Source organism: Cellulomonas sp. P22 (genome assembly GCF_044392165.1).
Map to the genome: position 1 here is coordinate 121,006 of NZ_JBISBW010000006.1, position 12,361 is coordinate 133,366.

A 12,361-nucleotide genomic window follows, 5' to 3' on the forward strand; every position below is an offset into this window, starting at 1 on the left:
CTGACCTCACCTTCGTGGTGAGGACGCAGCGCCACACGACTGGCCCCATGAGCACGGACGAAGGACGGCACCAGATGGCATCGCTCGGGATCGACGGGCTGATCAGCGGTCTGAACACGACGGACCTGATCAACCAGCTGATGACTGCCGAGGCGGCGCCGCAACGGCTCCTCACGCAGAAGCAGACGAGCACGAGCAGCCTCGTGACGGCGCTGCAGGCCCTGAACGCGAAGCTCTCCTCGTTGGGCGACGCGGCGACGGCAGCCACCAAGGCCTCGTCCTGGGCGGCGGTCAAGGCCACATCGTCGCACCCGTCAGTGACGGCCACGGCCGCTGCAGGCGCCCAGCCGTCCACGCTCAGCTTCACGGTCTCGCGGATCGCACAGTCCCAGGCGTCGCTGGTGAAGCTGCCCACGGCCTACGACACCGCGACGCCCACGTTCACCGTCACCCAAGGTGGCGTCGACACGGTGGTCACCGCCGCCAGCTCCGACATCGCCGACATCGTCGCTGCGTTCAACGTCAAGGGGAGCGGGGTCAAGGCCGCGGCCGTCAACGTCGGCACCTCAGCCGCGCCCGAGTACCGGCTCCAGCTCACCGGCGTCGACACCGGCGGGAGCAAGGGCTTCACGATCTCCGTCGCGACAGGTCAGGACGGCTCGGGCTCCGAGGTCCTCGCGCTCAGCACCGTCCGGTCGGCACAGGACGCACAGCTCACCCTGTGGGCAGGCACCACCTCCGAGCAGACCGTCTCCTCGGCCACCAACACCTTCTCCGGGCTGATGTCCGGGATCGACGTCACCGTCACACAGGTCGAGGCGACGCCGGTCTCCCTCACGGTGGCCCGTGACGACGCGGCGATCACCAAGCTGGCCACCGGGTTGATGGGCGCCCTGGGTGTGGTGATGTCCGAGATCTCGGCCCGCACCGCGTCGACCACCTCCACCTCCGAGGACGGCCGCCCGGTCGTCACGGGCGGCCTGTTCAGCGGCGACAGCGCCGTACGCGGCCTCCAGCAGCAGCTGCAGAGCGCCACGTCGCTCCCCATCGAGGGCCTCTCGCCCGCCGAGGCCGGGATCAGCATCAATGCCAAGACCGGGATGTTCGACTTCGACGAGGTGAAGTTCGCGGCCGCGCTCGCCGCCGACCCCGCGAAGGTCGAGAAGATCATCTCGGGACTGGCCGCGCGTGTCGCCGACGTCGCGACCGGGGCGTCGGACAAGTACGAGGGCACCATGACGCTGAAGATCCGGAGCCAGGAGGGGGTGGTCAAGACCCTCGGCGAGCAGATCGCTTCGTGGGACATCCGGCTGGCGTCCCGACGCGAGGGCCTGCAGAAGACGTACTCGGCACTCGAGGTCACGCTGTCCAACCTGCAGTCGCAGTCGAGCTGGCTCACCAGCCAGCTCGCCTCGCTGTCGACCTCCTCCTGAGGAACGGCCGACAGCCGTCCTGACTGACGCCCAAAGGAGTCCGGCAATGTACGACGTGCGTTCGCGGTACCTGGCCGACACGGTCGCGACCGTGGGGCCGGCGCGCCTCCTGACGATGCTCTACGACCGGATGCTGCTCGACGTCGAGCGGGCCGAGGTCGCACAGCGGCAGGGCGACAGGGTCGAGGGGACCGCGCAGCTCACGCACGCGCAGGAGATCATCGCGGAGCTCATCGCGAGCCTCGACACGGGCGTCTGGGACGGAGGACCCGGCCTCCTGTCGCTGTACTCGTTCCTGCTGACCGAGCTCATCGAGGCGTCGATGACGGGGGACGCGGACCGGACCGCGGGGTGCCGCGAGCTCATCGCCCCGCTGCGGGACGCCTGGCACGACGCCGCCGCGGCTGTCGCCCCCGCCCCGGCCTCCGAGCCCGTCGCGGCCGGCGCGCTGATGGGTGACCTCGGTGTCGGCTGACCTCGACGGACAGGGCGGCGCGGTCGACGCGCAGGCCTGGGCCGACGTCCTCGACCGGCTGCAGGGCGAGCTCGAGGCCGCCGAGGCCGTGCTGCTCGCCGACGAGCCCGGTGACGCCGTCGGGCCGACGACCTGGCGGGCCCCCGCGGGCCTGGGACCGATGCCGGTCGAGCACGCCGAGCGCGCACGCGCCCTGCTCGCACGTCAGGGCGTGCTCACCGAGCACCTCACGGCGGCCGCGGCGCTGACCCGTCGCCACCTGGTCGCGGCGAGCGCGCTCGACGCGCGACCCCCGGGCGTCCCGGTCTACCTCGACGTCGAGGGCTGACCAGGGCTGACGCGGGCCGACGCGCGACGGCGGCACGACTCGGACAGCAGGGGACACTTCCGAGCGAACCCGTTCGGCCGACCGGGTGAACGTCCGCGCAGCGCGGGCGAACTTCTCACAGCGATGCAAGGGCCTCCGATGAGGAGTCCGAGCACGGATGGCTCGCGCATGAGGCCACGGATCGGCCGACCCGAAGTACCACGTCGGTGAGGTAGGGCCACGCATGTCCATGTTCGACTCGGTCGGCTATGTCGCGCTCAACAGCGCGCTCGACGGTCTTGCGCTGCGCCAACGCGTCATCGCGGAGAACGTCGCGAACGTGCAGACCCCCGGCTACCAGGCCCAGCGGGTGCAGTTCGAGGACGCGCTCGCCCGTGCCGTGAGCCACGGCTCGGGTGCGACGACGGCCACCACGGCCCGTTCGCTCGAGCCCACCCGCGAGGACGGCAACAACGTCAACCTCGACACCGAGACGTTGCTGAACGTCGACACGAACCTGCGGTACCAGCTCGCCACCCAAGCGGTGAGCGGGACCTACTCCTCGATCCGCACCGCCATGAGGAGCTCCTGATGACCACCTTCGGCGCGATCGGGATCGCCAGCACGGGCCTCACCGTGTACCGCAAGTGGCTCGACGCGGTCAGCGACAACCTCGCGAACATGTCGACCGCGACCTCGACCACCGAGGCGGCGTACCAGACCAAGTACGTCGTCGCGCAGGAGATCGCGAGCGCGGACGGCGGCGGGGTGCAGGTGGCAGGCATCGAGCTCGGCAGCGCCGAGGGGCGGCTCGCGTACGAGCCCGACAACCCGCTCGCCGACGAGCAGGGCTACGTGCGCTACCCCGACGTCGACATGGCCAGCCAGATGACCCAGCTGATCATGGCGCAGCGCGGCTACGAGGCGAACGCCGCCGTGGTCGACCGTGCCAAGGCCACCTACGAGGCAGCACTGCAGATCGGACGTTCCTGATGAGCATCCCCGCGATCGGCGGCGTGACAACCGTCCTGCCCACCACGTACCTCTCCGGAGCGACCGGCACCGACGCGACCTCGTCGGGCGACGGTGCGGGCTTCGCCTCGGTGCTCGGCTCGATCGACTCGCTCCAGCAGCTCCAGTCGACCAGCAACCAGCTCGCGGTGCAGGCCGTGACCGGTGACCTCGACGACGTGCACGACTACACGGTCGCGGCGGCCGAGGCGAGCCTCACGCTCGAGCTGACCGCCGCGCTGCGCAACAAGGCGATCGACGCGTTCTCCGAGATCATGCGGATGCAGGCCTGATGCCCGCGCAGCTCTCGGCGGTGCTCGGCCGGTTCGGGTCGACCGTCAAGCAGTTCACCCTCGCGCAGCGCACCCTCGCCCTGATCGGGCTGGCCGTGCTCGTGCTCGGCGCCGTCGCGCTCACGAGCTGGATGTCGAAGCCCACGCTGAGCCCGCTGTTCACGAGCCTGTCCGCGACCGACGCGAGCGCCGTGGTCGACCAGCTGAGCGCCGAGGGCGTCTCGTACGAGCTGGCCGACGGCGGCAGCACCGTCATGGTGCCCGCCGACAAGCTCTACACGATGCGCCTCAAGCTGGCCGCCGCGGGGCTCCCCGCGAACAGCGACGGCGCGGGCTACTCGCTGCTCGACGACATGGGCATGACGTCGTCCGAGTTCCAGCAGGAGGTCACCTACCAGCGCGCGCTCGAGGGCGAGCTCGCGAAGACGATCGGGGCGATGCAGGGCGTCGACGCCGCGACGGTCAAGCTCGCGCTGCCCCAGGACAGCGTGTTCGTCTCGGAGAAGGAGGACCCGACCGCGTCGGTGTTCCTCCGCACGACCGCGGGCACGACCCTGGGCACCGAGCAGGTGCAGGCCATCGTGCACCTCGTCTCCGCCGGCATCGAAGGCATGGAGCCCACCGACGTCGCCGTGGTCGACTCGACCGGCAAGGTCCTGTCGACCGTCGGGGCGGCGGTCGGCACCGGGCTCTCGGGCCAGCAGACGGGCGAGTACGAGCTGCGGGTGCGTGCCGCGGTCCAGGAGCTGCTCGACCGCGTCGTCGGTGCCGGGCACTCGGCTGTCACCCTCACGGCCGAGCTCGACTACGACCAGACGGACCGCACGAGCGAGGAGTTCACGGCGACGCCCGACGTCCCCCCGCTCATCTCGGCGACCACGACCGAGGAGTACACGGGGAGCGGCGGCACGGCCGCCGGGGTGCTGGGGCCCGACAACATCGCCGTCCCGTCGGACACCTCGACGGCCGGGGTCTACTCCTCGACCACCGAGAACCTCAACAACGCCGTGAACAAGGTCACCGAGAAGACCGTCACGGCCCCGGGCAGCGTCAAGCGGCAGTCGCTCGCGGTCGCCGTCGACTCGGCCTCGACCCCCGACATCGACCTGGGCGAGCTCACCGCGATGGTCAGCGCCGCCGCGGGGATCGACACCACGCGTGGCGACACGGTCGCCGTGCAGCGCATGGCCTTCGACACGACGTCCGCCGAGGCCGCCCAGGACGCCCTCGCGGCCGCCGACGAGCAGGCGAAGGCGCAGGCCAACGAGTCGCTCGTGCGGCAGCTCGCGATCGCCGGCGCCGTCCTGCTCGTGCTCCTGGCCCTCGCTGTCGCCGCGATGCGTCGCTCGCGCCGCAGCCGCCGCGAGTCGCTCGACATCGGCGAGCTGCCGCTGCTGGGCGGGGGCGAGAACACCCTCGAGATCGAGGGCCCTGACATGGGCCTGGCCGCGCTGCCGATGGGCATCGCCCCGGCGCCCGCTCCGGTCGACGGGGTCGCGATCAAGCGCGCCGAGCTCTCGGCGCTCGCCGACGAGCAGCCGGCCGAGATCGCCGAGCTGCTGCGCGGCTGGCTCACGCCGACCGGACCCGGGGCCCGCCGCTGATGGCCGCGCTCACGGGGACCCAGAAGGCCGCCATGATGCTGCTCCAGCTCGGCCGCGACCGGGCCGCGCGCGTCATGGCCCAGCTCGAGGTCAACGAGATCGAGGAGCTGACGGCCGAGATCATGCGGCTCGACCGCGTGGACCAGGACCTCGCGGACGAGGTGCTCGAGGAGTTCTACGCCGCGTCGGTGATCGGTCCGGGCGTCGGGGGAGGGCTCGGCTACGCCCAGCACCTGCTCGAGGCCTCGCTCGGCCGTGACCAGGCCGCCGGCATGATCGAGCGGCTGCAGTCCTCGATGGCCGGCCAGCGCTTCGAGTTCCTGCAGCACGCCGACGCGCGCCAGGTGCTCTCGCTGATCAGCGGCGAGCACCCGCAGACCATCGCGCTCGTGCTCGCCCACCTGCGCCCCGACCACGCGTCGCTGATCCTCGCGGGGCTGCCGCCCGAGCTCCAGGCCGAGGTCGCGCACCGGATCGCGCTCATGGAGCGCGCCAGCCCGGACGTGGTGACTGTCGTCGCCGAGAGCCTGCAGCGCAAGGCGTCGGCCGTGCTCACCCCGCAGGAGCTGTCGGCGGTGGGTGGCGTCCAGCCGCTCGTCGAGATCATCAACCGCGCCGACCCGACCACCGAGAAGCTCATCCTCGAAGGGCTGCAGGCCCGCGACGAGGCGCTCGCGGAGGAGGTCCGCAGCCGCATGTTCGTGTTCGGCGACATCGTGCTGCTCGAGGACCGTGCGATGCAGCTCGTGCTGCGCCAGGTCGAGATGTCGGAGCTGTCGGTCGCGCTCAAGGGTGTCGGCGAGGAGGTGCGCGACAAGATCCTGCGCAACCTGTCCGAGCGGGCCCGCGAGAACCTCGTCGAGGAGGTCGAGCTGCTCGGCCCCGTGCGCATGTCGCAGGTCGAGGACGCCCGCGCGAGCGTGGTGCAGGTCATCCGCCGTCTCGAGGAGAGCGGCCAGATCCTCATCCGCCGCGAGGGCGAGGACGAGTATGTCGCCTGAGGTGCGGGGAGCCGTCTTCGAGCGGGTCGTCATGGGGGCGGCCCCGGACGGTGCGCGCGAGTCGGCGCGGACCGCCGAGCTCGAGCGGGCCCGGGCCGCGGGCTACGCGGCCGGGTTCGCGGCAGGAATGCGCGACGCAGCCCAGGCCGCCCAGGCCGAGGCAGGACGGGTGGCGCGCGAGCTCGAGGTGGCGGCCTCGCGCCGTGCCGCCGAGCACGCCGCGGCGCTCGTGACGCTCGAGCGCGCCGCGCTCGCCGCGCAGGCCCGGACCGTGCCCGTGATCGACGAGCTCGAGCGACGGCTGCAGCGCGCGGCCCTCGAGCTCGCGCAGGCCGTGCTGGGCCACGAGCTGCGCGACGGCGAGCACGGCGCCCGGGCAGCGCTCGCCCGGGCCCTCGAGGACCACCAGCAGGTGGGACCCCAGACCGTGCGCATGAACCCGCGCGACCTCGACGTGCTCGTCGCGGCCGACGCGGTGCCCGACGTCGCCGGCCTGACGTTCGTGCCCGACGCCATGCTCGCCGTCGGCGACGCCGTGAGCGAGCACCCCGACGGCTACCTCGACGCCCGACTGACCACGGCGCTCGAGCGACTGCGCGCCGTGCTCGCGGAGCCGGGCGCATGACCACCACGACGGCCCGGACCACGTGGGACCGGGCGCTCGACGCGGCCCGGCCCGAGCACGTGGGCACGGTGCGGGGGATCGTGGGCCTGACGATCGAGGTCGCCGGCACCGGATCGGCCGTGGGCGACCTCGTCCTGATCGGCGAGGGCCCCGACGCCGTGCCGGCCGAGGTGGTCGCCGCCGAGCGCGCCGCCGCACGCTGCATGCCGCTCGGACCGACGCACGGCCTGCGGGCCGGCATGCCCGTGCGCGCGCTGGGTACCGTGCTCACGGCCCCGGTGGGCCACGCGCTGCTGGGCCGTGTCATCGACGGCCTGGGACGCCCGATCGACGGCAAGGGCCCGCTCCGCGAGGACGCGCACGTGCCCGTCACGGGCCGTTCGCCGCACCCGCTCGAGCGCGCCAGGGTCGCCGCACCGCTCGAGACGGGCGTGCGCGTGCTCGACACCCTCGTGACGCTGGGGCGCGGTCAGCGCATGGGCCTGTTCGCGGGCTCGGGCGTCGGCAAGTCGAGCCTGCTGTCGATGGTCGCGCGCGGCACCGACGCGCAGGTCTCCGTGATCGCGCTGGTCGGGGAGCGCGGTCGCGAGGTCCGGGAGTTCCTCGAGGACGACCTGGGACCCGAAGGCCTGGCCCGCTCGGTCGTCGTGGTGGCGACCTCGGACGAGCCGCCGCTCGTGCGGCTGCGCTCGGCGTTCGTCGCGACCCGCATCGCGGAGCACTTCCGTGACGGGGGAGCGGACGTGGTGCTGATGATGGACTCGCTCACGCGTGTGGCCATGGCCCAGCGTGAGATCGGGCTCTCGGTCGGCGAGCCCCCCGCGACCCGCGGCTACCCGCCCAGCACGTTCGCGCTGCTCGCGCAGCTGCTCGAGCGGGCCGGCACGGCCGCGACCGGTTCGATCACCGGCATCTACACGGTGCTCGTCGACGGCGACGACCACAACGAGCCCATCGCCGACGCGGCCCGCTCGATCCTCGACGGGCACGTCGTGCTCGACCGTCGGCTGGCGGTGCAGGGGCACTTCCCGAGCGTCGACGCCCTCGCCTCGATCTCACGCGTCGCGAACCGGGTGACCTCGACGCACCAGCGCGACCTGGCGGTGCGGCTGCGCACGGTGATGGCCGCGCGCCGCCAGGCGCAGGACCTGCTCGACGTGGGCGCCTACGTCTCGGGCTCCAACCCGCTCGTCGACGCGGCCGTGACGCACGGCCGCGCGATCGACGCGTTCCTGCAGCAGCCGCTCGACGACGCGGCCGGCGCGGACGACTCCTGGGACCGGCTCGCCGGACTCGTGGGCGCGATGGGGATGGCCGCATGAGCCGGCCCTTCCGCCTCGCGGGGCTGCTGCGGCTGCGCACGCTCGCCGAGGATCAGGCTGCGGTCGAGCTCGCGCGCGCCGTGCGCCAGCGCGACGCCGCCGAGGACCGTCGGCACGAGACCGAGACGGTGCTGGGCTCCGCGTCGCTGCCCGCCCGCTCGGACGAGCTGCACTGGCGGGCCGCCGTCGCGAGCCGCGCCGCGCTCAGCGGGCTGCTCGTCGAGCACTCCCACGCCGTCGTCGCGGCGCAGGCCGTGGTGGTCGACTCCGAAGGTCTCTGGTCGCAGGCCCGCACCGCGACCCGCACGCTCGAGAAGCTCGAGGAGCGGCACGACACCGAGGTGCGCGCCGAGGAGGCCCGCGCCGAGCAGGCCGTGCTCGACGAGGTCGCCGGGCGCATGCGGACCGGGGTCCCGACGCAGCAGGACGGGAGCGACCGATGACGGGCATCGCCGCGATCCAGACCCGCATGGCCGAGCTCGCGCAGCTCGTCGAGCCCCCGACCACGTCGTCGGGCACGGCGACCACGTCCGCGACGGGCACCGACGCGACCTTCGCTGCCCAGCTCGCTGCCCTCGGCGTCGACGCGACCCAGGTCGCGGGGCTGACCGGTTCGTCGACCACCACGTCGTCGACCGCGACGGGTCAGGCGCTCGTCGCCGCGGCCTCGAAGTACCTCGGGGTGCCGTACGTGTGGGGCGGGGAATCGCTCGACGAGGGTGGCCTCGACTGCTCGGGCCTCGTGCTGCGGGCGATGACCGACATCGGCGTCGAGGGCATCCCGCGCACAGCGCGCGAGCAGATGACGGTGGGGACCGCCGTCGGCTCGCTCGCCCAGGCGCAGCCGGGTGACCTGCTCGTGTTCGGCGGCGGCACGCACATCGGCATCTACGTGGGCGACGGGAAGATGATCGACGCCCCGAAGGCCGGTTCGTACGTGCAGATCCGCGACGTCTACACGACCCCCACGGCGATCCGGCGCGTGCTCCCCCAGGAGTCCGCGGCGAGCAGCACCCAGCTCACCTCGGCGCTGGCCTCGGCCACCGCGCAGCGCAGTGCGCTCGAGCTCGTGGCGGGGCTCTCGTCGACCACGTCGTCCACCTCGAGCGCGTCCTCGCTCGCGGCCCTCGCACGCAGCATCGGAGTGAGCACATGAGCGCGACGCCCGTGGCGCAGGCCGCCACGCCCAGCATCGCCCCGTCCACGCCCCGGCCGGCGCAGCGCCCGACGGGTGCCGACTTCGACACCGTGCTGCGCGACCAGGTGCGCCCCGACCCCGGCCAGGACCGCACCGCGGTGCGTGACCGTGCGCGGGCCGCAGGTCGCAGCGACCGGGCTCAGGCCGAACCCGCGTCCGGCCCGGAGACGCCGGCCACCGACGGGTCCGCGTCGGCGGGCGACTCGGCCCCCACGCCGCCCGACGGCACCGCCTCGACGACCCCGACGACGCCCGTCCCGGCGAGCGACGGGCTCGCCCTCGTGCTCGCAGCCGCGGCGCAGCCCGCCCCGGTGCCGACATCGGCCGACGTGGTGCCCGACGCGGCACTCGTGGCGGTCGAGAGCGCGTCCGCGACCGTGCCCGCGGCGCCGGTCGTCGTCGCTGCGGCCATCGCCACGGCGACCCCCACAGTGATCCCCACAGCGACCCCCGCGGCGACCCCCGTGACCGAACCCGGCGACACCGCACCTCAGCCCGTGGGCGGGGCTCCGGCGGTCGCGCCCGGCGCCGTGCCGGAGCAGCCCACCGGCACCGGCCCGATCGTGGCGCGCGCCGCCTCGCGGGCCGCCCAGGGCGTGCCCGTGACCGCTGCACCCGCAGCCGCGCAGTCGCCCGCCGGTGCGGGGACCGTCCCCGCAGAGGCCGCCGCGGTCCCGGTGCCCGCCGCTCCCGCGCCCACCGAGGCGACCCCGACGATCGTGGTCGCGCCGGTCGCGCCCGGCGCGACGGCGGGCGTGGTGCGGGCCGTCGACGCCCCCGCCGCACCGCAGCCCGCCCCCGCCCCGGCGCCGCTGCCCGCGCAGCTCGCACCGCAGCTCGCGGGGCTGCGCGACCTGGGCAAGGGCCAGCACGTGATGTCGCTCGCGATCGACCCCGAGCACCTGGGCCCCGTGCGGGTCGTCGCGCACATCTCGGCCGACGCTGTGCGCATCGACCTCATCGGCGCGACCGAGCAGTCCCGGGAGGCGCTGCGCTCCTCGCTCGCCGAGCTCCGCCGTGACCTCGCCGCATCGGGCCTGCAGGCCGAGCTGGGCCTGGGCCAGCGGGACGCGCAGGGCGCGGGCGGCGACGGCACAGGCTCGTCCGACGACCGGCAGCGCTCCACCTCGACCGGCGCCGGGGCCACCGCCCCGGGGGCCGCCACCGCACCCTCCTCCCCGTCGGCCGCCCGGCCGGGCGGCATCGACGTCTTCGCCTGACCAGGAGCACCCATGAGCATCGACGTGTCCGCCGTGTACGGCGCCACCTCCACGACCGCGACGACAGCGACGACAGCCAGCAACGGCGAGCTCAGCAAGCAGGCGTTCCTCAACCTGCTCGTCGCGCAGCTGCGCAACCAGGACCCGAGCAACCCCATGGACAGCTCGGACCTCATGGCGCAGACCACGCAGCTGACCACGATGGAGCGGCTCGTCGAGCTCTCCGACACCTCGCGCGAGAGCTTCGCGCTGCAGATGCGCATGGCTGCCTCGGGCCTCGTGGGCCATCAGGTCAGCTACATCGACGCCGACGGCGTCACCCAGACGGGCACGGTGTCCGCCGTCTCGTACCTCACTGCCGTGCCGACGGTGACCGTGGGCGACGTGCAGGTGCCGCTCGACTCGATCTCCGCGGTCACCACGCCGGGCACGGCGACCACCCCGCCCGACACCGACACCGACACCGACACCGACACCGACCCCGACACCGACCCCGCCTGACGCAGGCCCGCACACCTCCACCGAAGGGACCTTCCCATGCTCCGCTCGCTCTTCTCCGGCATCAGCGGTCTGCGCAGTCACCAGACCATGCTCGACGTGACCGGCAATAACATCGCCAACGTCAACACGACGGGCTTCAAGTCCTCCCAGACCCAGTTCCAGGACACCCTCAGCCAGGTGCTCCAGAACGCGGGCGGCGCCCAGGCCGGCACGGGTGGCACCAACCCCGCGCAGGTCGGCCTCGGAGTGCGCGTCGCGGGCATCACGACCAACTTCACGCAGGGGGCCTCGCAGTCCACGGGCCGCAGCACCGACATGATGATCTCGGGCGACGGGTTCTTCGTGGTGCGCAAGGGCACCGAGACGTTCTACACGCGGGCCGGCAGCTTCGACTTCGACGCGACCGGTCAGATGGTGCTCCCCGGCGAGGGTGCGCTCGTGCAGGGCTGGGCAGCCGTCAACGGCGTCGTCGACACCAACGGGCCCATCGGCGACCTCAAGGTCCCCGCGGGCACCCTCATGGCGGCCGTCCAGACCACGAAGGCCAGCTTCCTGGGCAACCTGCCGTCCGACGCCGCGGAAGACACCGTGCTGCAGCGCACCATCAAGGCGTTCGACTCGACCGGGGTCGAGCGCGAGATCGCGCTGAGCTTCACCAAGTCGGCTACCGGGTGGGACCTCACAGCGACCGACGGCACGACCACCGCGGCCCCCGGCCCGCTCACGTTCGACGGGAACGGCGTACTGACCACGCCCACGACGTTCCCGCTCGGGGGCGTCGATGTCGACCTGAAGGCCATCACGGGCTTCGCAGGCATCGAGACGCTCAAGGCCGGCGTCCAGGACGGTCAGGCCGCGGGCACGCTGCTGTCGTTCGCGCTCGGTGCCGACGGCACGATCACCGGCTCGTTCAGCAACGGCCTGAAGCAGGCCGTGGGTCGCATCGCGCTCGGCAGCTTCACCAACCCGGCCGGCCTCGAGAAGGCGGGCGGCTCGCTGTTCCGCACCTCGGTCAACTCGGGCGCGGCGCAGGTGGGCACGGCCGGCACGGGTGGCCGCGGCGGGCTCGCGGGCGGCTCGCTCGAGATGTCGAACGTCGACCTGTCGAGCGAGTTCACGTCGCTGATCATCGCCCAGCGCGGTTTCCAGGCGAACTCGCGCGTCATCACGACGTCCGACGAGCTGCTCCAGGAGCTCGTCAACCTCAAGCGCTGACCCCCGGCGTGGTGACGGGCCCCGTGGCGCAGGTCGCGGGGCCCGATCACCTGCCGGACGTCACCGGAAGCCTCACACCAGCGCCCGCCCGGCCGATGAGAACGGCACAGGGCCCACGGACGGGCTCGTCGGCACCGACCCAGGGACGGACAAGCT

The 12,361-nt window shown here is 73.2% G+C and carries 15 protein-coding genes; all 15 read left to right on the forward strand.

The window, feature by feature from the left end; genetic code table 11:
* Positions 1-47: 47 nt before the first annotated feature.
* The 15 genes from fliD (at position 48) to ACGIF2_RS07225 (ending at position 12,205) form a co-directional block, all read left to right on the forward strand.
* Positions 48-1,433: a flagellar filament capping protein FliD gene (gene fliD / locus ACGIF2_RS07155; protein WP_396044989.1), complete on the forward strand. Its 1,386-nt coding sequence runs from the start codon at positions 48-50 to the stop codon at positions 1,431-1,433.
* 46 nt (positions 1,434-1,479) lie between these two features.
* Positions 1,480-1,908: a flagellar export chaperone FliS gene (gene fliS / locus ACGIF2_RS07160; RefSeq protein ID WP_396044991.1), complete on the forward strand. Its 429-nt coding sequence runs from the start codon at positions 1,480-1,482 to the stop codon at positions 1,906-1,908.
* Entirely contained in the window at positions 1,898-2,236 is a 339-nt protein-coding gene (locus ACGIF2_RS07165; protein ID WP_396044993.1) for a hypothetical protein, read from the forward strand. The genes fliS and ACGIF2_RS07165 overlap by 11 nt, the downstream gene beginning before the upstream one ends.
* Before the next feature lie 229 nt (positions 2,237-2,465).
* Positions 2,466-2,807, forward strand: coding sequence for a flagellar basal body rod protein FlgB (locus ACGIF2_RS07170; RefSeq protein WP_396045692.1), 342 nt, complete (start codon positions 2,466-2,468; stop codon positions 2,805-2,807).
* Positions 2,807-3,208, forward strand: coding sequence for a flagellar basal body rod protein FlgC (gene flgC, locus ACGIF2_RS07175; protein WP_396044995.1), 402 nt, complete (start codon positions 2,807-2,809; stop codon positions 3,206-3,208). The genes ACGIF2_RS07170 and flgC overlap by 1 nt, the downstream gene beginning before the upstream one ends.
* A complete protein-coding gene (gene fliE / locus ACGIF2_RS07180; RefSeq protein ID WP_396044997.1) occupies positions 3,208-3,519 on the forward strand; it encodes a flagellar hook-basal body complex protein FliE in 312 nt (103 codons plus the stop codon). Before flgC ends, fliE begins: the two co-directional genes overlap by 1 nt.
* Positions 3,519-5,123, forward strand: coding sequence for a flagellar basal-body MS-ring/collar protein FliF (gene fliF / locus ACGIF2_RS07185; protein WP_396044999.1), 1,605 nt, complete (start codon positions 3,519-3,521; stop codon positions 5,121-5,123). The genes fliE and fliF overlap by 1 nt, the downstream gene beginning before the upstream one ends.
* Entirely contained in the window at positions 5,123-6,124 is a 1,002-nt protein-coding gene (fliG, locus tag ACGIF2_RS07190) for a flagellar motor switch protein FliG (protein ID WP_396045001.1), read from the forward strand. Before fliF ends, fliG begins: the two co-directional genes overlap by 1 nt.
* Positions 6,114-6,749: a FliH/SctL family protein gene (locus tag ACGIF2_RS07195; protein WP_396045003.1), complete on the forward strand. Its 636-nt coding sequence runs from the start codon at positions 6,114-6,116 to the stop codon at positions 6,747-6,749. Before fliG ends, ACGIF2_RS07195 begins: the two co-directional genes overlap by 11 nt.
* A complete protein-coding gene (locus ACGIF2_RS07200; protein WP_396045005.1) occupies positions 6,746-8,071 on the forward strand; it encodes a FliI/YscN family ATPase in 1,326 nt (441 codons plus the stop codon). Before ACGIF2_RS07195 ends, ACGIF2_RS07200 begins: the two co-directional genes overlap by 4 nt.
* Positions 8,068-8,514 carry a flagellar export protein FliJ gene (locus tag ACGIF2_RS07205; protein ID WP_396045007.1) on the forward strand — a complete coding sequence of 149 codons (447 nt, stop codon included), beginning with the start codon at positions 8,068-8,070 and terminating at the stop codon, positions 8,512-8,514. The genes ACGIF2_RS07200 and ACGIF2_RS07205 overlap by 4 nt, the downstream gene beginning before the upstream one ends.
* Entirely contained in the window at positions 8,511-9,227 is a 717-nt protein-coding gene (locus tag ACGIF2_RS07210; protein ID WP_396045009.1) for a C40 family peptidase, read from the forward strand. Before ACGIF2_RS07205 ends, ACGIF2_RS07210 begins: the two co-directional genes overlap by 4 nt.
* Entirely contained in the window at positions 9,224-10,489 is a 1,266-nt protein-coding gene (locus tag ACGIF2_RS07215; protein ID WP_396045011.1) for a flagellar hook-length control protein FliK, read from the forward strand. The genes ACGIF2_RS07210 and ACGIF2_RS07215 overlap by 4 nt, the downstream gene beginning before the upstream one ends.
* A gap of 12 nt (positions 10,490-10,501) precedes the next feature.
* Positions 10,502-10,990, forward strand: a complete 489-nt coding sequence (locus ACGIF2_RS07220) for a flagellar hook assembly protein FlgD (protein ID WP_396045013.1) — start codon at positions 10,502-10,504, stop codon at positions 10,988-10,990.
* A 36-nt stretch (positions 10,991-11,026) separates the two neighbouring features.
* Complete coding sequence (locus ACGIF2_RS07225) at positions 11,027-12,205, forward strand: flagellar hook protein FlgE (protein WP_396045015.1); 1,179 nt, start codon at positions 11,027-11,029, stop codon at positions 12,203-12,205.
* Positions 12,206-12,361: the final 156 nt, after the last annotated feature.